Origin of the sequence: Pseudomonas fluorescens (assembly GCF_030344995.1) — a bacterium.
GTDB classification, from domain to species: domain Bacteria; phylum Pseudomonadota; class Gammaproteobacteria; order Pseudomonadales; family Pseudomonadaceae; genus Aquipseudomonas; species Aquipseudomonas fluorescens_BF.
The window spans coordinates 160,087-182,050 of sequence record NZ_CP128260.1 but is presented as its reverse complement, the minus strand read 5'-3'; the positions used below and the strand labels follow the sequence as shown (position 1 = coordinate 182,050).

Below are 21,964 nucleotides of genomic sequence, written 5' to 3'. Positions count from 1 at the left end.
CAAATATTTCACGACTTTCGTTATATCGTAACGATATGTGCAGTGAGCCAAGGGTTGTGGGGGGATATGCAAGTCGATCTGGATGAAGGCACGCCGGTGACCGGGTTGCCGCGCTTTCAGCAAGCGGCGACGCAGGGCCGGCGTTTGCGCCGCCTGGCGATCGGTCTGGGCGTGTTGGCCGGGGCAGGGTGGGTGCTGGCGTTTTTCGTCGATCTTTTTGCCCCGCAATCGTTGTGGCCCGCACTGCTGGTCAATCAGAGCGCCGCGTTGCTGGTGCTGGTCGCCGGGCTGCAATCGGCGTGGTGGGTGACGCAATGGCGGGCGCGGGTGATCAACCCCGTCGTGCCGGTGATGGCTGCTGAGGAACCTGCGCCGGAAGGTTGGTACGAGCGCCTGCTGGATCGCATGAGTCAGCGCAGTCTGAACCTGCTCGGGCAGATCGGCGCGGCCACGTTGTGGCTCGGCGGGTGGTCGGTGCTGGTGCTGTTAAGCATCGAGCAAATGTGGAATCTGACGCTGCCGGCGGCGGGTGTGGGGTTGTCCGCCACGGTCGGCGCGGCCATAGCTCTGCTGCTGGCGTTCGCTCTGCTGGTGCTGGAGCGGCAACTGGCGCAGGAAAACCCGGCACAGTGGCCCGAGGCCGGGGCGCTGGCGCAACTGACGCGCGTGGCAATCATCAGTCTGGTGCTGGGCGCGTTGTGTCTGTTGTTCGCCAGTGACAGTGCGATCTGGCCGGTGCGTCTGGCAGTGTTGATCGGCATCCTGCCCGGGCTGGTCGCTCTGGAATTGCTGTCGCGTGCGCTGCTGTCGCTGTTCAGCCCGCGCCGAGAACAACTCGAGCCGGTGTTGCTGGCCCGCAGTTTTGTTGCCGATCTGCTGCGCTGGCCGCCACAACCTCTGCTTGCGTTGCAGCATGAATTGCATAATCGCTTCGGTATCGATCTGCGCCAGATCTGGGCCTTCAGCTATATGCGCCGCGCATTCTTGCCGGTGTTGGTATTGGTGGCAGCGGTGGGCTGGTTGCTCACCGGCCTTCACGAAATCCCGATGCAAAGCCGTGGCATTTACGAGCGTTTCGGCAAACCGGTGCAGGTTTTCGGGCCGGGTTTACACGCCGGTTTGCCTTGGCCGCTGGGGCGTGTGCTGAATGTTGAAAATGGCGTGGTGCATGAACTGGCGACCAGCGTCGGTGAAAACCCGGCACCCGTGCAGTTGGATCCGGCAGAAGGTCCGGCGCCACTCACCGCGAATCGTTTGTGGGACGCCAGTCACGTCAATGACAAGTCTCAGGTTATCGCCAGCAGCCGGGGCGATCAGCAGAGCTTTCAGATCGTCAACATGGACGTGCGCTTCGTCTATCGCATCGGCCTGAGCGATCAAGCCGCGCTGGCCGCCACTTACAACAGTGCCGATGTGCCGACGCTGATCCGCAGTACCGCCAGCCGGATTCTGGTGCATGACTTTGCCTCGCGCACCCTCGACGGTTTGCTCGGTGAGGACAGAACCGGGCTCGCCGAAGAAATCGGCCGCGCCGTGCAAAGCGATCTGCAGAAGCTCGACAGCGGCGTGGAAATTCTCGCCACGGTGGTCGAAGCGATTCACCCGCCGGCAGGCGCGGCCAATGCCTATCACAGCGTGCAAGCCGCGCAGATCGGTGCTCAGGCGTTGATTTCCCGTGAGCGGGGCGCCGCTGCAGAAGCGAGTAACCAGGCGCAGTTGCAGGCCAGCCTCGCTCGGGATCAGGCCAGTGCCAACGCCCATGAAATCAACGCCACCGCCCGGGCGGCGGATCTGAAATTCAGCGCCGAACAGAAGGCCTACGCCAGCGCCGGCCAGGCCTTCGTGCTGGAGCAATACCTCAGCCAACTCAGCCAGGGTTTGAGCAAAGCCAAACTGCTGGTACTCGACCATCGCCTGGGCGGCAGCAGTAACGCACCGACCATCGACCTGCGTACGTTCACGCTGCCGGCAGATCCGGCGCGCACCACCGCTCAGCCAGGAGCCACCCATTGAGCCAGTCGCACACTCACGATCACCATGACCACAGCGGCCACGATCATGCTCATGGCGGCGGTCATCACCATCACGGGCATCATCACCATCACCACGGTGCGCCGGAGGAGGCGGGGCCTTTTCCGTGGAAGCGCATGGGCTGGGCAGCGTTGCTGGTGGCGTTCGCCATCGCGGCGGCGAGCCTGGTGCAAGTGCGCTCCGGTGAAGCCACGGTCATCACGCGGTTCGGCAACCCATCCCGCGTGTTGCTGGAGCCGGGTCTGAGCTGGCGCTGGCCGGCGCCGTTTGAAGCAGCGATTCCGGTGGATCTGCGTTTGCGCACGACCTCCAGCGGCCTGCAGGACGTCGGTACCCGCGACGGTTTGCGGATCATCGTTCAGGCGTATGTGGCCTGGCAGGTGCAGGGCGATCCTGACAACGTGCAACGCTTCATGCGCGCCGTGCAGAATCAGCCGGATGAAGCGGCGCGACAGATTCGGACGTTTGTCGGCTCGGCGCTGGAAACCACGGCCAGCAGTTTCGATCTGGCCAATCTGGTGAACACCGATGCCAGTCAGGTTCGCATCGCCGATTTTGAAGCGCAGTTGCGTCAGCAAATCGATCAGCAACTGCTCGCGACTTACGGCGTGCGCGTGGTGCAGGTGGGCATCGAACGGCTGACCTTGCCATCAGTGACCCTGACCGCAACGGTCGACCGGATGCGCGCCGAGCGCGAAACCATCGCCACCGAACGCACCGCCATCGGCAAGCGTGAAGCGGCGCAAATCCGCTCCGCCGCCGAACGCGATGCACGCATCGTGCAAGCCGATGCCACGGTGAAAGCCGCCGATATCGAAGCTCAATCGCGGGTGGAAGCGGCGCAGATTTACGGACGTGCTTACGCCGGTTCGCCGCAGCTGTACAACTTGCTGCGTTCGCTCGACACCCTCGGCACCATCGTTTCGCCAGACACCAAACTGATCCTGCGCACCGACGCCGCGCCATTCCGGGTGTTGGTCGACGGACCGCCGAATCTCGACAGCAAAAGCGGATCGCAGCCATGAATGAAGTTCCACGTGGAACACATTCGCTGAACAGTCCGTGGATTCAGGCGGGGCGTTTGGCTTTTTTCGCGCTGTACGCGGTGACTGTGCTCGCGGCTTTGGCCTGGGCGTTTTCCAATGTCCGCCAGATCGACCCGCAGAATCGCGCGGTGGTTTTGCACTTCGGAGCGCTGGATCGCATTCAGAATGCCGGCCTGTTATTGGCCTGGCCGCAGCCGTTCGAGCAGGTAGTTTTATTGCCGGCGGCGGATCGGGTCATTGAGCGCCGGGTGGAAAATCTGCTGCGCAGCGATCAGGCCTTGCAGGCGGATCGCGTCGCCACCTTCGCCACGCCGCTGAGTGATGCACTGGCCGGCTCCGGTTATTTGCTCACCGGTGATGCCGGAGTGGTGCAGCTGGATGTGCGGGTGTTCTACAAGGTCACCGATCCCTATGACTTCGTACTGCAAGGCGAACATGTGCTGCCGGCGCTGGATCGATTGGTAACGCGAAGCGCGGTAGCGCTGACGGCAGCGCGAGATCTGGACACCATTCTGGTGGCTCGACCGGAGCTGATCGGCGCTGATAATCAGGCCGCCGAACGTCGCGAACGGTTGCGTGGCGATCTGGTGCAGGGCATCAACCGACGTCTGGCCGAGTTGAAGGCGAGTGGGCAGGGCATCGGCATCGAAGTGGCTCGGGTCGATGTGCAATCGAGTCTGCCGGAGCCGGCGGTGAGTGCGTTCAACGCTGTCCTCACTGCCAGCCAGCAATCCGACAAAGCGGTCGCCAACGCCCGCACCGAGGCCGAAAAACTCACCCAGTCTGCCAACGAACAGGCCGACCGCACGCTGCAAGTCGCCCATGCCCAGGCCGGTGAGCGGCTGGCCAAAGCCTCTGCCGACACGGCGACGGTGTTGAGCCTGGCCAAGGCGCAACAGCAAGGCACGGACCCGCAAATGCTGTTGCGTCTGTACCGCGAGCGGATGCCGAAGATTCTCGGGCAGGCTGGTTCGGTGACCACAGTCGATCCGAAAGACGATTCACGCCTGATCATTCAGGGAGCCAGCAAATGACTGCCACCACCTCATCTCCGAGCCTGTTGTCCTCGGCCGAACAACGCCGCGCAGCGCGCCAGTTGACCCTGGCGATGCTCGCCCTCGGCATGCTCGGTCTTGGGCTGATCTGGCGCTGGTTGATGCCCGAGCAAACCGGCGTCAGTCAGTTGCTGCTCGGATTCGCTTCTTTATTAGTCTCGGTGCCGGTGATGCGTTCGGCGTGGTTCAGCCTGCGGTATCCGAGCCTGCACGGCATCACCGATCAGTTGATCGCTCTGGCGATGATCGGGGCCTGGGCCACGGGCGATCTGCTCACGGCCGCGCTGTTGCCGATCATCATGATCTTCGGTCACGTGCTGGAGGAGCGTAGTGTGATCGGTTCCCAGGAAGCGATTCATGCCCTCGGCCAACTCACGCGCAGCCATGCGCGCAAGGTGCAGGCGGATGGCTCGATCATCGAAGTCGACAACGGCACCCTCAAGGCCGGCGACAAAGTGGAAGTGCGCGCCGGGGATCGGGTGCCGGCGGACGGTCGGGTGTTGTCCGGTCAGGCCAGCCTCGATACGGCGTCGATCACCGGTGAGTCGGTGCCGGTGGAGGCGGGTGTCGGCATGGCGGTGTTCGGCGGCGCGATCAACCTTGATGGGTTGCTGCGAATTGAAGTGACCCGTACAGGGGATGAATCGACCCTCGGCAAGGTCATCGCACTGATGCAGAACGCCGAACGCTCCAAGCCACCGATTACTCGTTTGCTCGAACGTTATGCCGGCAGTTACATGGTGCTGGTGTTGTTGCTCGCGGCGGTGACCTGGTTCATCACCAAAGATGCACAGGCGATGCTCGCGGTGCTAGTCGCGGCGTGCCCATGCGCTCTGGTGTTGTCAGCGCCGGCCACGGCGATTGCCGGGGTGGCGGTGGCGGCGCGGCACGGGATTCTGATCCGCAGTTCGGCGTTCCTTGAGGAACTGGCCGATCTCACTTCGCTGGTGGTCGACAAGACCGGCACCCTGACTTACGGCACGCTGCGCTTGCAGTCGATCAACAGCCCGCGAGCGGATCACGGGTCGGTAATGGCTCTGGCTGCGAGCCTGGGGGCGGCTAGCAGCCATCCGGTCAGCCGCGCGCTGGCAGGACTGGTCAGCGCGGAACAGGTGCTGGTGCTGACCGATATTCATGAGCGACAGGGGTTGGGCGTAGTGGCCAAAACCGAGCAAGGCGAGGCCGCACTCGGTCGCCCGGAGCTGTTTGCGCAGTTGGGCATCTCGACCACGGCGATTCCCGAACACGATGGCCCGATTGCCGGGCTGGCGTTGAACGGCGAATTCCTCGCCTGGCTGTTGCTGGCCGATACCGTCAAACCGGAAGCGCGATTTGCGCTGAATGAACTGCGTGACCTCGGATTGGGACGACAACTGTTGTTGACCGGCGACCGGCAAAGCGTCGCGCAAACCTTGGCCAAGGATGTCGGCTTGCACGAAGTCGAAGCCCAGGCGTTGCCCGAAGACAAACTCAACCGGGTGCTCAAGGAAATCGATAACGGCTTCCGGCCGATGGTGGTCGGTGACGGGATCAACGATTCGCTGGCGCTCAAGGCGGGCGTAGTCGGTGTGGCGATGGGAGCGGGCGGCGCGGACATTGCGCTGGCGTCCGCCGATATCGTGCTGATCGGCAGCGACCTGCGTCGGCTCGGCACTTGTGTGCGCCTGAGTCGTCAGTGCCGACGGACCTTGCAAGTGAACGTTATCATCGGTCTAGGCTGGACGCTGGCCATCGTGGTGTTCGCGGCTTTCGGGTGGCTCGGTGCGGCGGGCGCGATGATCGCTGCATTGCTGCACAACCTGAGCACGTTGCTGGTACTGGGCAATGCCGGTCGCCTGCTGCGGTTTCAGGAACCGCTGCTGAAGCTGAAAGCGTCGGACTGATCATTTTTCGAACTGTGCGCCGCTCTCGCAGTCATTTGAGAAGGCGCACTGAACCAAGGATGACAGCGCGGTGACAGCCGCTGTGGCTGATAGTCGGCGACTATCAAATCGATAGCCTGCTAATTTTCAAGGATGGTCTACCCTCAGATCAGACGTCTGAAACCAGGGGGATATTCCATGCTCGCGCAACTTCCACCGGCCTTACAGAATCTGCAGCTTCCACTTCGCCTGCGACTCTGGGACGGCCATGAATTCAATCTGGGCCCGACGCCCAGCGTCACCATCGTGGTCAAGGACCCGTTGATGGTGTCCCAGTTGACCCATCCAAGTCTTGACGCGCTGGGGGCGGCGTTCGTCGAGGGCAAGCTCGAACTGGAAGGTTCGATCAGCGAGGTCATTCGGGTGTGCGATGAGTTGAGCACGGCGCTGCTCGATGAGGACGAAGACAGTCAGCCGGTGCGCACGCTCCATGACAAGGAAACCGACGCCAAGGCCATTTCCTATCACTACGACCTGTCCAACGCGTTCTACCAGCTGTGGCTGGACAGCGACATGGCGTATTCCTGCGCGTATTTCGAAACCGGCAGCGAATCCCTGGAGCAAGCCCAGCAAGCCAAATTCCGGCACCTGTGCCGCAAGCTGCGTCTGCAGCCCGGCGACTATCTGCTGGACGTCGGTTGCGGTTGGGGCGGGCTGGCGCGGTATGCCGCCCGCGAGTTTGGCGCCAAGGTCTTCGGTATCACTCTGAGCAAGGAGCAACTGGCTCTGGCCCGGGAACGAGTGAAAGCCGAAGGGCTGGAAGAGCAGATCGAACTGCAACTGCTCGACTACCGCGATCTGCCCCAGGACGGGCGTTTCGATAAAGTGGTCAGCGTCGGCATGTTCGAACACGTCGGTCATGCCAATCTTGCCGAATACTGCAAAACCCTGTTCGGCGCGGTGAAAGAGGGCGGTCTGGTGATGAACCACGGCATCACCGCCAAGCACACCGATGGCCGTCCGGTCGGGCGTGGCGCCGGGGATTTCATCGAGAAATACGTGTTTCCCAACGGCGAGCTGCCGCACCTGGCGATGATCTCGGCCGAGATCAGCGAAGCGGGTCTGGAGATCGTCGACGTCGAGAGTCTGCGCCTGCATTACGCACGCACCCTGGACCACTGGAGCGAACGGCTGGAGGACAATCTTGAAGCCGCCGCGAAACTGGTGCCGGATCAGGCGCTGCGTATCTGGCGTCTGTACCTGGCGGGCTGCGCTTATGCATTTGCTCGCGGCTGGATCAATCTGCATCAGATCCTTGCCGTGAAGGCCCATGCCGACGGCAGTCATGAACTGCCGTGGACGAGGGACGACATCTACAACCCTTGAACCTAGAGAATCGGTGAAATAAGCCGGGCGATCCGCATGCCGACCTGTTGCAGGCGGTGGATCTCCCGGCTTTCTTCTTTGGCGACCTCGTAGGCTTGGGCGAAGTCGTCGTTGAGCATCTCTTCCACGCTGGCGGCAAATTCGCTGTCGACGGTCAGCAGCATCACTTCGAAATTCAGCCGGAACGAACGGTTGTCCAGATTGGCGCTGCCAATGGCGCTGATCTCGCTGTCGATCAACACCACTTTCTGATGCAGGAAACCCGGTTCATAGCGGAATACTCGCACGCCGGCGCGTACCGCTTCGAACGCGTAAAGGCTGGAGGCGGCGTAGACGATGCGGTGGTCTGGGCGCGAAGGCAGCAACAGGCGCACGTCGACTCCGCGCAACACCGCGAGGCGTAATGCTGCGAACACAGCTTCGTCGGGAATGAAGTAGGGGCTGGTGATCCATACGCGCTCGGTGGCGGCGTGGATGGCTTCGACGAAGAACAGCGAGCAGGTTTCGTAGGCATCCGCCGGGCCGCTGGCGAGCAATTGGCAAAGCACGCCGTCCTCCGGGTAAGCGTCCGGAAGGATCAGCGGCGGTAATGATCGCGCGGCCCAGAACCAGTCTTCGGCAAATGACTCCTGCATGCACGCCACCACCGGGCCGCGCACCTGGACGTGGGTGTCGCGCCACGGCGCCAGCGGTGGTTTTTCACCCATGTATTCGTCGCCGACGTTGTGGCCGCCGACAAATCCGATCAGCCCGTCGACCACCACGATCTTGCGGTGGTTGCGGAAATTCACCTGGAAACGATTGAGCCAGCCGCTGCGGGTGGCGAACGCCTTGACCTCGACGCCGCCGTCGCGCAGCGCCTGTATGTAGCTGTGAGGCAGGGCGTGGCTGCCGATGCGGTCGTAGAGCAAATGAATCACCACGCCTTCGGCCGCCTTCTTCAGCAGCAGGTCACGCAGGCGCTGGCCGAGACGATCGTCGTGAATGATGAAAAACTGGATCAGCACGGCTACCCGCGCCTGGTCGATTGCGTGGAAAATCGCCTCGAAGGTGGCGGCACCGTTGATCAGCAATCGCACTTCATTGTTGGCCAGGCACGGCATGCGCCCCAGCTTCGGCATTGCGCGCAACGAGTCATAAGCATTCGAGGCGCGGGCGGTCAGGGCTTCTTCCACCCACGGCCGCCAGTTGAGTTCCGAGATCGCCTGACGCATCTGTTCGTTGGCCTGGCGGCGGGCCTTGATGTAGCCATCGAAGGTGCTGCGGCCGAACACCAGATAAGGGATGAGGGTGAGGTAGGGAATGAAGATCAGCGACAACGCCCAGGCGATCGAGCCTTGGGCTGTGCGTACGGTCAATACGGCATGGATCGCGGCGATCGAGCCGAGGGTGTGTATCAGGGCGATAAGATAACCGAAAATGTGCGGTCCGAAATAATCCATGGGGCAACCTTGCTCCTGAAGATTCAATGCTTAACAGACCATGTTCCAGGGCGATTGTCGCTATTTGTTTTCAAGCCGCCAGCGCCCGCCATGAACCGAAACAGACGGCCGGCGTCTAACGGCCACTACTGATCAGGAGTTTTTCAATGAACGTTCGTCTGCTGGGTTTGGCGCTGGGCCTGGGTTTGGCCTTGCCGGTGGTTGCTCAGGCGCAAATGCTGCAGCCGGGGTTGTGGGAAATGACGTCGAGCAATGTGAAGGTCGATGATCAGGTGATGGATGTGCAATCGATCCTCGGCCAGATTCAGGGCCAGATCACCCCGCAGCAGCGGGCGGAACTGGAGAAGCAGGGGATCAACATCGGTGGCAAGGGCATCCGCGCCTGCCTGACGCCGCAGCAGGTGGCGACCAACGATATTCCGCTGGCGGACCCGCAGTCGGGGTGCAAACAGCAGATCACCGAGCGTGTCGGCAACCAGTGGAAATTCCGCTTCAGTTGCCCGAAAGCCCAGGGCACCGGTGTTGCGACGTTCCTCAGTGACCGCGAGTTCACCACCGTCGCCAACGGCACCTTCAATGCCATCGGGATCAACCAGAAGGGCAGTCTGGAAACCCGGGCAGTCTGGCTGGGTCAGGATTGCGGCTCGGTCAAACCGAGAGCGTAACGTCAAAATCCAAACCGCCTCCACATCAAGTGGAGGCGGTTTTATTCAGCGCATGAACCGCAGCGGCAATCCCTGACAGTTGTCATGGATCCGTTGGTCATGCCACGCGATCTGCCCCGACACCATCGTCGTGCTGACCCGATGCCGAAAGTTGCGCTGAGCGAAGGGCGTCCAGCCGCATTGCGACAGAACTGGCTGGCGTGACACCGCGACACCTTTGGGCTCCGGTTGCACCAGCACCAGGTCCGCCCAATACCCCTCACGTAAGTAACCGCGATCCGGAATGGCAAACAGATCCGCCACCCGGTGGCTGGTCTTGGCCACCAGCGTGGTGATCGGCAACACGCCATCCGCCACCAGTTCCAACAACGCCGGCAGCGCGTGTTGCACCAGTGGCAGTCCCGACGGTGCCTGTTCATATGCTTGCTGTTTCTCCGCCCAGGTGTGCGGTGCATGATCGCTGCCGATCACGTCCAGCCGATTGCTCAGCAGTGCCTGGCGCAGGGCGTCACGATCGCTCTGGGACTTGATCGCCGGATTGCATTTGATCAGGTTGCCGAGGTTCGGATAGTCACGGTCATCGAACAGTAAATGGTGCAGGCATACTTCGGCGGTGATGCGTTTTTGCGTCAGCGGTTTGTCTTCGAACAGGGCTAGCTCGCGGGCCGTGGTCAGGTGCAGGACGTGCAGACGAGTGCCGTGACGTCGGGCCAGATCCACCGCCAGAGACGATGAGCGAAAGCAGCTGTCGGCATTACGGATCAGCGCATGAGCATCGGGTGGCAATTGGTTGCCGAAGCGTTCGCGCAGACTCGTGGCATTCGTTTCAATGCTCGGCGTGTGTTCACAGTGGGCCAGCAGAATCGTCGGCACTTCAGCGAACAGGCGCTCGAGGGTGTTCGGGTCGTCCACCAGCATGTTGCCGGTGGACGCGCCCATGAACACTTTGACCCCGGCCACTTCGCTCGGATTGAGTGCTGCGACGATGTCCAGATTGTCGTGACTGACGCCGAAGTGAAAACCGTAGTTGGCCACCGAATTGATCGCTGCCCGGCGCTTTTTGTCGGCCAGCGCCTCAAGGGTCAGGGTGGCAGGGTTGGTGTTGGGCATGTCCATGAAACTGGTGATGCCACCGGCCACGGCTGCCCGGGACTCGGTGTGGATACTGCCCTTGGCCGGCGCACCCGGCTCGCGAAAATGCACCTGGTCGTCAATCATTCCCGGCAGCAGCCATTGACCGTTGGCGTCGATTTCCCGGGTCGCGTTTTCACCTTCGATGCTGCGGGCGATCTTGACGATGCGCCCGTTGCTGACCAACAGATCGGCGTCGAATTCACGACCCTCGTTCACCAACCGCGCATTGCGAATCAGCACACTGCTCATGATTCAGAACTCGTTCTGCAGGGCTTTGTAACCGCGCACCAGGTCGACGTTGGTGCGCGCCACGTCTTCGGAAAACTCCGAAGCGCTGACGCTCACCGGCGGGAATTGCGAGAGGTCGGTGCCCGGGCCGATACGGGTGGTGGAGGGCACGTAGAACGCGTCCGGCAGATCGCGGCCGTCGACCACCGAGTTGTGCCGCACCACGCAACCGTTGCCGACCACGCAGTTGAAAAGCACGCTGTTGAAGCCGATGAATACCCGGTCGCCGACCTTGCACGGGCCATGCACGATCGAGCGGTGGGCGATCGAGCTGAATTCGCCGATGGTTACCGCCGCGCCGGATTTGGAGTGGATCACCACGCCGTCCTGGATATTCGAATTGGCGCCGATGGTGATTGGTTCCATCTCGCCGGTGGCGTCCACTTCATCGGCGCGGATCACCGCGTACGGGCCGACGAATACGTTTTCGCCGATCACCACTTTGCCGCAGATGATCGCGGTCTTATCGACGTAAGCAGACTCGGCAATCTGCGGCAAATCACCGGAAGGATTTTTACGGATCATGGTTGGCTCAGGGCTTGGTAAAGAGTGTTGAGGTTGTATTCGAACAGACCGGTGAAGGTGCTGGCCGGACCGCTGGCGGCGAGGGCGTCGGAGTACAGCGTGCCGCCGATGTGTGCGCCACTTTCGTCGGCGATCTGTTTCAGCAGGCGTGCGTCCTTGATGTTTTCCATGAACACCGCTTTGACCTTGGCCTGGCGAATCTGGGTGATCAGCGCGGCGACTTCGGCGGCGGAGGGTTCGCGTTCGGTGGACAGACCTTGTGGCGCCATGAAGTCGATGCCGTAGGCCTGACCGAGATAACCGAAGGCGTCATGGCTGGTGACGATCTTGCGATTGCCCGGTGGCAGTGAACCGAGCTTGGCTTTCGCTTGGGCGAGGAGGGCGTAGATCTGTTTCAGGTAGGCCTGGCTGTTGCGCTCGTAGTCGGCTTTGTTTGCCGGGTCAGCAGCGATCAGCGCTTTGGTGATGTTGGCGACGTACAGCTCGGCATTTGCCAGGTTGTGCCAGGCGTGGGGGTCGGGAACGGTTTCACCGTCCTCATCCAGCGAGCGCGGAATCACGCCGCGACTGGCGCTGATCACCGGAGCTCTGGTGTTGGTGCTGGCGACCAGCCGATCCAGCCAGGGCTCGAAACCCAGCCCGTTTTTGACGATCAATTTCGCCTTGAGCAGGGCCTTGGCGTCATCCGGAGTGGGTTCGTAAGTGTGGGCATCGGCGTCAGGGCCGACCATGTTGGTGATCTGGATATGCTCGCCGCCGACCTGATGCACCATGTCGGCAACGATGCTGAAACTGGTGACCACCGGCAGTTTTTCCGCCGCCGATAACGACATCGACAGCATCAGGCTGAACAGCACGAGTAGAGCGCGCATCGGGAACACCTCATTGGGATGTGAGCAAAGGCGGGCGGCGCAACAGACCGTGAACCGGTCCGAACACCACGGACAACAGGTAGCCGCCACCGGCGACCAGCACGATGGCCGGGCCGCTGGGCAGCGAGTAGTAAAAAGACAGCAACAGGCCGAGCCATACCGATGCGCAACCGATGAGCGCGGCGATGGCAATCAGGATCGGCAGGCGTCGGCTCCAGAAGCGTGAAGCGGCGGCGGGCAGCATCATCAGGCCGACTACCATCAAGGCGCCGATCGCCTGGAAGCCGATCACCAGATTGAGCACCACCAGCGTCAGGAACACGCCATGGGCGACGGGGCCGAGTCGGCTGACCGTGCGCAGGAAAAACGGATCAAGCGTGTCGAGCAGCAACGGTTTGTAGATCAGCGCCATGGCCATCAGGCTTAGCGCCGATACCCACAACATGCCGTTGAGGGTCGGCCCATCCACCGCCAGTGCGGAGCCGAACAGCAGGTGCAGCAAATCGAGTCGTTTGCCGGCGATTCCCAGGATCAGCACGCCGCTGGCCAGCGAGATGGGATAGATCGCGGCAAGGCTGGCGTCTTCGCGCAGGCCGGTGCGTCGGGTGATCCACGCGGCGAGTCCGGCCATGCTCAGACCGGCACCAAGGCCGCCGAGGGTAAGCGCCGGAAGACTCAGTCCGGCGAACCAGAACCCCAACGCGGCGCCGGGGAGGATGCCGTGGGCAACGGCGTCGCCGATCAGACTCATCCGGCGCAGGATCAGAAACACGCCCAGTGGTGCCGTGCTGCACGCCAATACCAGACCGCCGAGGAGGGCTCGGCGCATGAAGACGAACTCGTGGAACGGCTGCCATAAATGGCTGAGCGTGAGCATCAGGCCACCTGCGTATGAGGCGTTTGCTGGATGAGGTCGGCGCTGCTGCCGAATGCGCAGCCGCTCTGTTTGATCAGCAAGGTCTGTGGAATGTGTTGGCGCACAGCGGCAAGGTCATGGCAAACCACGACCAGGGTTCGTCCTTGTTCATGCCAGGCGTGCAAGTGTTGCCACAACAGTGTCTGACCCAGTTCGTCGAGCGCGGCATGGGGTTCGTCGAGCAGCAGCAACGGTGTGTCGGCCAGACTCAGTCGAGCGAGCAGGGCGCGTTGCAGTTCCCCGCCGGAGAGGGCCATCAGGGGACGATGTTCCAGTCCGCTGAGGTGCCAATCCTCAAGCGCAGCTTCGAGACGTTGGGCCCTGAGTTGCGATGACAGTCGGCGTCCCCAGAAACCGGCAGCCACTAATTCCTGAAGGCTGATCGGGAACTGTCGATCCAGATGCTGTTGCTGAGGCAGGAAGGACAAACCGCTTTGGCGTGGAACACCCAATTCGACTTTGCCGGCCAACGGTCGCTGTAAACCTGCGATGACTTTGAGCAGGCTGCTTTTTCCGCTGCCGTTGACGCCGATGATTGCCGTCAGGCTGCCGCTTTCAAACCTCAGATTGAGCGGTGCAGTGAGCGGTTGGCCGGGTATTCCCCAGCTCAGGTTGTGGCAGCGAATCATGGCTGCTCCCGGCGCCAATGACTCTCGGCTACGGCGTCGTGAGCATGAAGGCTTTCGGCGTGGTTGACTCGGACATGGAATTCGCTGACACCGGGTGAGCAACGCAGTGCCAGGTTCAGGCGGCGGGCAGCGTCTTCGCAGAACATCAGGTTCTGGCCGTTGGCGAGGGCGAAGGCTTGTTCGTCGGCGCGTTTCACAGCGGTTTGCACGGCGGTGCCGAGGGCTGCTTCGGCGTCGTTGATGATGGACGTCAGCGGTAGTTCGTCGACAAATTCATCCAGGTGCAAATGCAACTGGGCGGTACTGCGTTGGCTGTGTGGTGTGGCCACGATGCCTTGGGTCGAACCCAACCACGCCAACACATCGGCGTGTTGCAGTGGTTTGTTGGCGAAGTCGTCGACGAATTGTTGCTGGATCAACTGCCTCGCCAATGCTGCGGAACAAGGGCAAGTTGAGGAATACGCGACATCGATTTTCAGTTCCACGTGGAACACTTTGTTTTTTAACTGGGCTGAGACAGTGACGGGATAGGTTTTCCATCCTGCCAAAGGACTGACCAACGCGGGTCTTCTCAGGAGTAAATCGGTGTGGATATTGAGATAGGCGGCTTCGGACAGATCTTCGTGGCTGTCGAGAAAACGCTGCAGAACTTGTCGCAGAAGAGCAGGTGAAAGGTTCTGCTGCTCCAGCGTTTCCAGTCCCAGATACAGTCGCGACATGTGAATGCCGCGTGCATCTCCATCATCCAGACTGACACCCGCATCCGCTTTGGCAGCCAGGCGTTGGCCTTCGATAAACACAGGTAAGGCGATTCCGCACATCCCCACCCATTCGAGAGGCAGGGCCTGGCGGGCGGCTTGAGCCGCGACATCCGGCAAAGTCAGCGCGTTCATGAGCTGTTCCATCATGGTGATTGAATTTGATGTTACATTATAACAATTCAAACCACGATGCCTTTTTCATGAACAGGCTTTCATATGCACAGACGCCATTTGCTCAACCTGATGCTGGCCAGCGCGGCCTTTGTTTTGCCTTTCTCGGTGTCCGCCACGCAGATACGCAATGCGCGGCTTTGGCGTTCGGATAACAAGCTGAGGCTGGTGTTCGATCTGAGTGGTCCCGTGAGCTACAAGACGTTTACCTTGAGTGCACCGGAGCGTTTGATCATCGATATGAGCGGCGCCAGCCTGAGTGGCGATTTCAGCCAGTTGGCGTTGTCTGGCACCCCGATTCGTACGATTCGCTCCGGCCATTTTGGCCAAGGGAACACCCGGATCGTGCTTGATCTAAGCAGTCCGGTTCAGCTCAATTCATTCTTGCTGGCGCCTCAGGATGGGCAAGGACATCGCCTGGTTTTGGACTTGATGAGTGCATCATCGGGGCTCCCGGCGAGCGTTCCACGTGAAACACCCCAGGAGAAATCTCACCCCAAGCGCGACATCATGGTGGTGGTCGACCCTGGTCATGGCGGGAAAGATCCGGGTGCAATTGGCGCCAAAGGCGAGCGGGAAAAGGATGTGGTGCTGTCCATCGCGCAATTGCTCGCACGAAGACTCAAGCGAGAGAAAGGCTTTGATGTGAAGCTGGTTCGTAACGACGATTTCTTCGTCCCGTTGCGCAAGCGTGTGGAGATCGCGCGTCAGCACAAGGCCGACATGTTCATTTCGGTGCACGCCGATGCGGCGCCGCGTCTGACGGCTTCCGGGGCGTCGGTGTATTGCTTGTCCGAAGGTGGTGCTACGTCCGCCACCGCACGGTTCATGGCGCAGCGTGAGAACGGTGTGGATCTGCTCGGTGCAACCAACCTGCTCAATCTCAAGGACAAGGACCCGATGCTCGCTGGCGTAATCCTCGACATGTCGATGAACGCAACCATCGCCGCCAGTTTGCAACTTGGAAGTACAGTGCTGAGCAGTCTGTCCGGCATCACCACGCTGCACCAAAAACGCGTGGAACAGGCTGGATTCGCCGTTCTGAAATCGCCGGATGTGCCGTCAATCCTCGTGGAAACCGGGTTCATTTCCAACGCACGGGACAGTCAGCGCCTGGTGACGGCGCGTCATCAGCAGGCCGTGGCAGACGGTTTGTTTGAGGGCTTGCAGCGTTACTTTCAGAAGAATCCGCCTGTCGACAGTTACATGGCCTGGCAACAAGAGCAGAAAGGATCGCGGGTTTAGCAGCCGGTGATCCGGCTGCAGGTGAATTTCGCGCTGCTGCTGCCGCCGGAGCTGGAGAACCGATTGATCGTCGTCCAGCCCACGCGCCGGTTGTAGCCAACCCACGCTTCTCCATCAGAAGCGATGCCGGTGAAGAATGTCAGTTGCCCATAACGGCTGTTGGTTTGTGCCCAGTAGCGGTGGCCTGCTTTTTCAAATCCGCGCAGGTAAATCGTGCTGCCGACGGTGTTGACGCTATAGGCGTTGCCGCTGGCATCGATGCACGCCAACAGGTTCGCGCTGCGCGTGCAATAGGCCAGCCCCGGCACTTGTGCTTCGGCATTCAGCGCCAGCGTTGCCAGGCAGATAAACGAGTATTTCAACGCGGTTTTCATGACGTAACTCGGCGACGACCTGGTTGCAGCTTCCAGCCCTTTGTCACTTTGAGCAAGAAGAGAGTGGATTGATTTTGTTGTTATACTATAACATTAATCGGACAAGGCTTTCCGTGGCTTCCTTTTCAAGCGTCCGCTTCCCTGGTGATCTCATCGAAGCCCAAGAACGCTCGCCTCCGAGAGCCTCCAGCGCTGTTTAGCGACCGTCTGATGAGGTTTATCCAATGTCTTCCCGACTTCCCGTGACCGTTTTGTCCGGCTTTCTCGGCGCCGGAAAAAGTACACTTTTGAATTACGTACTACGTAACAGAGAGGATCTGCGCGTCGCCGTTATCGTCAATGATATGAGCGAAATCAACATCGATGGCAGCGAAGTCCAGCGTGATGTCAGCCTGAACCGTGCCGAAGAGAAGCTTGTGGAAATGAGCAACGGCTGCATCTGCTGTACGTTACGCGAAGACCTGCTTGAAGAGGTCAGTCAGTTGGCCCGTGAGGGCCGCTTCGACTATTTGCTGATCGAGTCCACCGGGATCTCCGAGCCGTTGCCAGTGGCCGAGACGTTCACTTTCCGTGATGAACAGGGGCAAAGCCTTGCCGACATCGCTCGCCTCGACACCATGGTCACTGTAGTTGACGGCATGAACTTCCTGCCGGACTACCAGGCTGCTGAAAATCTCGCCTCCCGTGGCGAATTTCTCGGTGAAGAGGATGAGCGCTCGATCACCGATCTGTTGATCGAACAGATCGAGTTCGCCGACGTCCTGTTGATCAGCAAGATCGACCTGATCAGCAGTCGCGAGCGGGAAGAGCTGATGGCCATTCTCAAGCGCCTTAACGCTCAGGCCGAGATCATCCCGATGGTCATGGGTGAAGTACCGCTGGAGAAAATTCTCAATACCGGTCGCTTCGACTTCGAAAAAGCGGCCCAGGCCCCAGGCTGGTTGCAGGAATTGCGTGGGGAACATGTGCCGGAAACCGAGGAGTACGGCATCGCTTCCACGGCCTATCGGGCGCGCCGGCCTTTTCATCCACAGCGTTTCTTCGACTTCATCGATCGTCCTTGGGTTAACGGCAAACTGCTGCGCTCCAAGGGCTTCTTCTGGCTGGCCAGCAAACCCACCGACGCCGGCAGTTGGTCGCAGGCAGGTGGTCTGATGCGCCACGGTTTCGCCGGACGTTGGTGGCGCTTTGTGCCAAAAGAACAGTGGCCGCAGGATCAGGAAAGTACCGCCGCGATCATGGAAAACTGGATCGCCAGCGTAGGCGACTGTCGTCAGGAGCTGGTGTTTATCGGGCAGAACATCGATTTCGCACTGCTGTCGTTGGAACTGGATGATTGCCTGCTGACCGATGCCGAAATGGCACTCGGTACTCAAGGCTGGCTACAACTGCGCGATCCCTTTGGCTCGTGGCACGACGAGGTGGCCTGATGCTCGCCCTGAAACCGCTGCCAGGCGGTACACGTCATCAATCGTTCGGCCAGACCCCGCAGGCGCTGGCGGACATTCTTGACGACGAGACCAACCTCGCGGTCTGGCAGCGCCAGCTTCCGTTGCACATTGCCGAATTCGCGGACTTGTTGCTGTCTCTGAATGAGCCTTACGCCGAGGCGCTGTGCCTGGAATTGCCGGACGAAGACGCAGAACCGGATCTCACGGGACTGGCCAGCGGCTTTCGCGATCTGGAAGGCTACGAAGGATTTATCGCCGACTTGAAATGGCTGGTCAGTGCCTTTGCCTGCCTGCTGGGCGCGCGCCGGATCGGCTTGCGCCTGCGGGTGCTGGACAAGGCCATGTGTCCGCGTTTTCACGTCGATCATGTGCCGGTGCGGTTGATCACGACGTACGCAGGTGTCGGCAGTGAATGGCTAAGGGAAGGGCAGATGGACCGTCGGCAACTGGGCCACCCGCAAGCCGAGCCGCAGGAAACGTCACGGATTCAGCAATTGAATCGGGGCGAAGTGGCATTACTCAAGGGCGAAAAATGGCACGGCAACGAAGGTTTAGGGCTGATCCATCGCTCGCCACAGCCGGCGCCGGGTGAGCGGCGGCTGATGCTGACCCTCGACTGGCTCGGATAACGCCTCAGGGCTTGAGCCATTTCCCCTGGCTCTGAGCCTCGCAATAGGGCTGCAAATACGCCGCATCGGTGGCCACGCCGTAATAGTGGATATCCTGGCGATAAGGCATATTGGCGACTTGCGCGTTGCTGCACACGCCAAATGCGCCGGCGGGGCACTGGTCGACGTATTGAACCTCGACTTTCTGCCCGGCCAGGGTCGGCTGGCAGAAGCCGTCGTTGAACAGTTTTTCCGGGATGTTGCGGTTCTGCTGGCAGACTTTCACGTCGAGCCGCTCTGCCTGGCTGTGCACCACGCAGGCCTGTGCCAGCGCCTCGCCCGACATCAGCGCCAGCAGCAACGACCATCCCATCCACCGCATCTTCGACCTCCAGAAAACCTTGATCATGTTGCAGAACATTCCCACCCACGTCATCGCCGGCCCCTTGGGCGCGGGCAAGACCAGCCTGATCCGCCAGCTCATGGCTCAGCGACCGGCCGGCGAGCGCTGGGCGGTGCTGATCAACGAGTTCGGCCAGATCGGGCTCGACGCGGCGCTGTTGACCCGCGACGCCGATGGTATCGCACTGGGCGAAGTGGCCGGGGGCTGTTTGTGTTGCGTGAACGGTGCACCGTTCCAGATCGGTCTGGGGCGTTTGTTGCGCAAGGCGCGGCCGGATCGCCTGTTCATCGAGCCCTCGGGGCTCGGGCATCCGGCGCAGTTGCTGAAGCAACTGAACGAGGCGCCGTGGCAAGGCGTACTCGCCGTACAACCTTGCGTGCTGGTGCTGGACGCCCAGGCCCTCGCAGCGGGCAAACCGCTGCCGGACGCGCAGCAGGAAACCTTATCCAGCGCAGGCCTGCTGTTGTTGAACAAGGCGGAAAACCTCGACAAGACTACGCGCGCGCGAATCATCCGACAGTTGCCGCCTGTCCGACTGATCTGGACGCAACAAGCAATGTTGCCGCTCAGCGAGTTGCCGGGTTTGGCGGTACAGGCGCAGGCAGGTGTGGATAAGTTGATCGTGCCCCAAGGGCTGGCGCAGATGCCGGCCATCTGGAGCGATCCGGCATTGCCGATCTGCCTGAGTCAGGCTCAGCAGGGTGGTTGGAGCATCGGTTGGCGCTGGCATCCGAGCCAGGTATTCGATGTTTCGGGGATAACCCAATGGCTGAAAAGCCTGAACTGGCGCCGGGCCAAACTTGTGATTCACAGCCCGGACGGCTGGCAGTCAGCCAATGCGTTGGACAATGCCGAACCCAGCTGGCTGCCCAGTGAATGGCGCAAGGATTCCCGGATCGAACTGATTTTCGACGAACCGCAAGCAGTCAGTGAATTACAGGCCGGGCTGGCCCGGTGTCGGCTTCAGGCGAGCTGATTCAAGGCTTCCACTTGGTGTGTTCCTGACGCCACTGGCTCAGCTCGATCACTTCACCACGCGGCTTGGTCACTTCCACCACGGGCGATGTTTCGTCAAATGGGGCGGGGTAGGGTGCCAGCTCAATCTGGGCGCTGTGTGCGCCGAACTGTGTGATGGTGCCGTTGTGCCGGGTTTCGCCGGTCACGGTAAATTCGAAATTGTAGACCCGAGCCAGACGTCGCCGACCACTGGCGTCCTTGATCAGACCGATCTTCTTCAGCGCCACGTTACCGTCGAGCAACTCGACGCCGACATTCACGCAATGCTGTTTGACCCGCTCCAGCGCCCGCTCGCGCAAGCCGTGGTTGTGCCAGAGCCATGCACCGGCGACGGCGAACAGCATCAGCACGAAAATGTTTTCCAGGGTGAGCATCAACACGAAACTCCAAATGATGGCGTCAGCTTAACTGCGTCGCCGGTCTGTCGTACAGGCTGCTTTTCGTCGCATACTGCGCGGCTTGAATTTCAATCGTTTTACGGAAAAACCCGAATGAAACGTACGCCTCATCTGCTCGCCATCCAGTCCCATGTGGTGTTCGGCCACGCCGGCAACAGCGCTGCGGTTTTTCCGATGCAGCGGGTCGGGGTGAATGTCTGGCCGCTCAATACGGTGCAGTTCTCCAACCACACGCAGTACGGCCAGTGGGCCGGCGAAGTGCTGGCTCCGCACCGCATCCCCGAACTGGTCGAAGGCATCGCCGCCATCGGTGAGTTGGGCAATTGCGATGCGGTACTGTCAGGTTATCTCGGCAGCGCGGCGCAGGGCCGGGCGATTCTCAGTGGTATCGAGCGGATCAAGGCGGTCAACCCGAAAGCCCTTTATCTGTGCGATCCGGTGATGGGGCATCCGGAAAAGGGTTGCAGCGTTCCCGCCGAGGTCAGTGAGTTTCTGCTGGAAGAAGCCGCCGCCGTTGCGGACTTCATGTGCCCGAACCAGTTGGAGCTGGACAGTTTCTCCGGACGCAAGCCGCAGTCGCTGTTCGATTGCCTGGCGATGGCGCGGGCGTTGCTGGCACGTGGGCCGAAAGCGGTACTGGTCAAACATCTGGATTATCCGGGCAAACCGGCGGATGGCTTTGAGATGCTACTGGTGACTGCCGAGGGCAGCTGGCATCTGCGACGTCCGTTGCTGGCGTTTCCGCGTCAGCCGGTGGGGGTGGGAGATCTGACGTCCGGCCTGTTCCTGGCGCGAGTGTTGCTGGGTGACAGTCTGGTGGCGGCGTTTGAATTCACCGCAGCGGCGGTGCATGAGGTGCTGCTGGAAACCCAGGTCTGCGCCAGTTACGAGCTGCAGCTGGTGCGGGCGCAGGACCGGATTGCGCATCCTCGGGTGAAGTTCGAAGCCACACCGATCAGTCTGTAAGACCGAGTTGTCCTCATTCGCGAGCAAGCCCGCTCCCACAGGAGGAACGCATTCCAAATGTGGGAGCGGGCTTGCTCGCGAAAGCTATCTGCAGAGCGCCATAAATCGAAGGGCTGATCAGGCGTCGCCCTTGATTTCCTGATAGCGCTTTTCCAGCTCCTGACGGATCTGCCGGCGTTGCTGCGCCTGCATGTAGCGGCGCTTGTCTTCGCTGTTCTGCGGTTGCAGCGGCGGTACGGCGGCGGGTTTGCGCTGATCGTCCACCGCGACCATGGTGAAGAAGCAGCTGTTGGTGTGACGCACCGAGCGCTCGCGAATGTTCTCGGTCACCACTTTGATGCCGACTTCCATCGAGGTATTGCCGGTGTAGTTCACCGACGCGAGGAAGGTCACCAGTTCGCCGACGTGGATCGGCTCGCGGAAAATCACCTGATCCACCGACAGGGTTACCACGTAGCGGCCGGCATAACGGCTGGCGCAGGCGTAGGCCACTTCGTCGAGGTATTTGAGCAGGGTGCCGCCGTGGACATTGCCAGAGAAGTTGGCCATGTCGGGGGTCATCAGTACCGTCATCGACAGCTGGGCGTTTCCGGGTTCCATAACGTTCTCACGGGTCAAGGCAGGGTTGCTGGAAGAAACACCTCTGCGGGTGCCTGGTCGCTTTTCAAAAGCACCGTTATCGGGACGCCGGGCAACTGACCGCCGTCACGCCCGAATCG

22 protein-coding genes are annotated in these 21,964 nt (G+C 60.9%); 11 read left to right on the top strand and 11 right to left on the bottom strand.

Annotated elements, in window-relative coordinates; genetic code table 11:
• Positions 1-66 precede the first annotated feature (66 nt).
• The 5 genes from hflK (QR290_RS00810) (at position 67) to cfaB (ending at position 7,380) form a co-directional block, all read left to right on the top strand.
• Positions 67-2,013, top strand: coding sequence for a protease modulator HflK (gene hflK / locus QR290_RS00810; protein WP_289204116.1), 1,947 nt, complete (start codon positions 67-69; stop codon positions 2,011-2,013).
• Positions 2,010-3,056, top strand: coding sequence for a protease modulator HflC (gene hflC / locus QR290_RS00805; protein ID WP_045121726.1), 1,047 nt, complete (start codon positions 2,010-2,012; stop codon positions 3,054-3,056). Before hflK (QR290_RS00810) ends, hflC begins: the two co-directional genes overlap by 4 nt.
• Positions 3,053-4,111 carry a protease modulator HflK gene (hflK, locus tag QR290_RS00800; protein ID WP_289204115.1) on the top strand — a complete coding sequence of 353 codons (1,059 nt, stop codon included), beginning with the start codon at positions 3,053-3,055 and terminating at the stop codon, positions 4,109-4,111. Before hflC ends, hflK (QR290_RS00800) begins: the two co-directional genes overlap by 4 nt.
• Entirely contained in the window at positions 4,108-6,015 is a 1,908-nt protein-coding gene (locus tag QR290_RS00795) for a heavy metal translocating P-type ATPase (RefSeq protein WP_289204114.1), read from the top strand. Before hflK (QR290_RS00800) ends, QR290_RS00795 begins: the two co-directional genes overlap by 4 nt.
• Before the next feature lie 177 nt (positions 6,016-6,192).
• Entirely contained in the window at positions 6,193-7,380 is a 1,188-nt protein-coding gene (gene cfaB, locus QR290_RS00790) for a C17 cyclopropane fatty acid synthase CfaB (protein WP_289204113.1), read from the top strand.
• Between the two features lie 2 nt (positions 7,381-7,382).
• Here the strand turns inward: cfaB and cls are convergent, their stop codons facing one another.
• The gene (gene cls, locus QR290_RS00785; protein WP_289204112.1) at positions 7,383-8,822 is read right to left on the bottom strand and encodes a cardiolipin synthase; all 1,440 of its coding nucleotides are present in this window, start codon (positions 8,820-8,822) and stop codon (positions 7,383-7,385) included.
• A gap of 146 nt (positions 8,823-8,968) precedes the next feature.
• Between cls and QR290_RS00780 the strand changes: the two genes are divergently transcribed.
• Positions 8,969-9,487: a DUF3617 domain-containing protein gene (locus tag QR290_RS00780; RefSeq protein WP_289204111.1), complete on the top strand. Its 519-nt coding sequence runs from the start codon at positions 8,969-8,971 to the stop codon at positions 9,485-9,487.
• Positions 9,488-9,532: 45 nt separating this feature from the next.
• On the opposite strand, the gene QR290_RS00775 is transcribed toward QR290_RS00780, so the two are convergent.
• The 6 genes from QR290_RS00775 to folE2 are packed head-to-tail and all read right to left on the bottom strand — an operon-like array spanning position 9,533 to position 14,744.
• Positions 9,533-10,870 (bottom strand): dihydroorotase, encoded by a 1,338-nt coding sequence (locus QR290_RS00775; protein WP_289204110.1) that lies wholly within the window; start codon positions 10,868-10,870, stop codon positions 9,533-9,535.
• Positions 10,871-10,873: 3 nt separating this feature from the next.
• Entirely contained in the window at positions 10,874-11,434 is a 561-nt protein-coding gene (locus QR290_RS00770; RefSeq protein WP_115079763.1) for a carbonate dehydratase, read from the bottom strand.
• Positions 11,431-12,306 carry a metal ABC transporter substrate-binding protein gene (locus QR290_RS00765; RefSeq protein WP_289204109.1) on the bottom strand — a complete coding sequence of 292 codons (876 nt, stop codon included), beginning with the start codon at positions 12,304-12,306 and terminating at the stop codon, positions 11,431-11,433. The genes QR290_RS00770 and QR290_RS00765 overlap by 4 nt, the downstream gene beginning before the upstream one ends.
• Before the next feature lie 10 nt (positions 12,307-12,316).
• On the bottom strand, positions 12,317-13,183 hold the full coding sequence (locus QR290_RS00760) for a metal ABC transporter permease (RefSeq protein ID WP_039765042.1): 867 nt from the start codon (positions 13,181-13,183) through the stop codon (positions 12,317-12,319).
• Entirely contained in the window at positions 13,183-13,851 is a 669-nt protein-coding gene (locus tag QR290_RS00755) for a metal ABC transporter ATP-binding protein (RefSeq protein WP_115079761.1), read from the bottom strand. Before QR290_RS00755 ends, QR290_RS00760 begins: the two co-directional genes overlap by 1 nt.
• Positions 13,848-14,744 (bottom strand): GTP cyclohydrolase FolE2, encoded by an 897-nt coding sequence (gene folE2, locus QR290_RS00750; protein ID WP_289204108.1) that lies wholly within the window; start codon positions 14,742-14,744, stop codon positions 13,848-13,850. The genes QR290_RS00755 and folE2 overlap by 4 nt, the downstream gene beginning before the upstream one ends.
• Positions 14,745-14,828: 84 nt before the next feature.
• On the opposite strand from folE2, the gene QR290_RS00745 reads away from it, so the two are divergent.
• Complete coding sequence (locus tag QR290_RS00745; RefSeq protein ID WP_289204107.1) at positions 14,829-16,028, top strand: N-acetylmuramoyl-L-alanine amidase; 1,200 nt, start codon at positions 14,829-14,831, stop codon at positions 16,026-16,028.
• Here the strand turns inward: QR290_RS00745 and QR290_RS00740 are convergent.
• Positions 16,025-16,402, bottom strand: coding sequence for a glutamine synthetase (locus QR290_RS00740; RefSeq protein WP_289204106.1), 378 nt, complete (start codon positions 16,400-16,402; stop codon positions 16,025-16,027). The genes QR290_RS00745 and QR290_RS00740 overlap by 4 nt on opposite strands.
• Positions 16,403-16,626: 224 nt before the next feature.
• Between QR290_RS00740 and zigA the strand changes: the two genes are divergently transcribed.
• Both zigA and QR290_RS00730 read left to right on the top strand, forming a co-directional pair.
• A complete protein-coding gene (gene zigA, locus QR290_RS00735; RefSeq protein ID WP_289204105.1) occupies positions 16,627-17,832 on the top strand; it encodes a zinc metallochaperone GTPase ZigA in 1,206 nt (401 codons plus the stop codon).
• A complete protein-coding gene (locus QR290_RS00730; RefSeq protein WP_289204104.1) occupies positions 17,832-18,482 on the top strand; it encodes a DUF1826 domain-containing protein in 651 nt (216 codons plus the stop codon). The genes zigA and QR290_RS00730 overlap by 1 nt, the downstream gene beginning before the upstream one ends.
• A 4-nt stretch (positions 18,483-18,486) precedes the next feature.
• On the opposite strand, the gene QR290_RS00725 is transcribed toward QR290_RS00730, so the two are convergent.
• The gene (locus QR290_RS00725) at positions 18,487-18,843 is read right to left on the bottom strand and encodes an NADH:ubiquinone oxidoreductase (protein WP_289204103.1); all 357 of its coding nucleotides are present in this window, start codon (positions 18,841-18,843) and stop codon (positions 18,487-18,489) included.
• Between the two features lie 25 nt (positions 18,844-18,868).
• Between QR290_RS00725 and QR290_RS00720 the strand changes: the two genes are divergently transcribed.
• The gene (locus QR290_RS00720; protein ID WP_289204102.1) at positions 18,869-19,840 is read left to right on the top strand and encodes a CobW family GTP-binding protein; all 972 of its coding nucleotides are present in this window, start codon (positions 18,869-18,871) and stop codon (positions 19,838-19,840) included.
• 1 nt (position 19,841) lies between these two features.
• On the opposite strand, the gene QR290_RS00715 is transcribed toward QR290_RS00720, so the two are convergent.
• Positions 19,842-20,255 (bottom strand): DUF3301 domain-containing protein, encoded by a 414-nt coding sequence (locus QR290_RS00715; RefSeq protein ID WP_115079753.1) that lies wholly within the window; start codon positions 20,253-20,255, stop codon positions 19,842-19,844.
• 117 nt (positions 20,256-20,372) lie between these two features.
• Between QR290_RS00715 and pdxY the strand changes: the two genes are divergently transcribed.
• Complete coding sequence (gene pdxY / locus QR290_RS00710) at positions 20,373-21,245, top strand: pyridoxal kinase PdxY (RefSeq protein WP_115079752.1); 873 nt, start codon at positions 20,373-20,375, stop codon at positions 21,243-21,245.
• A 117-nt stretch (positions 21,246-21,362) separates the two neighbouring features.
• On the opposite strand, the gene QR290_RS00705 is transcribed toward pdxY, so the two are convergent.
• On the bottom strand, positions 21,363-21,845 hold the full coding sequence (locus QR290_RS00705; RefSeq protein WP_003229693.1) for an acyl-CoA thioesterase: 483 nt from the start codon (positions 21,843-21,845) through the stop codon (positions 21,363-21,365).
• Positions 21,846-21,964 lie beyond the last annotated feature (119 nt).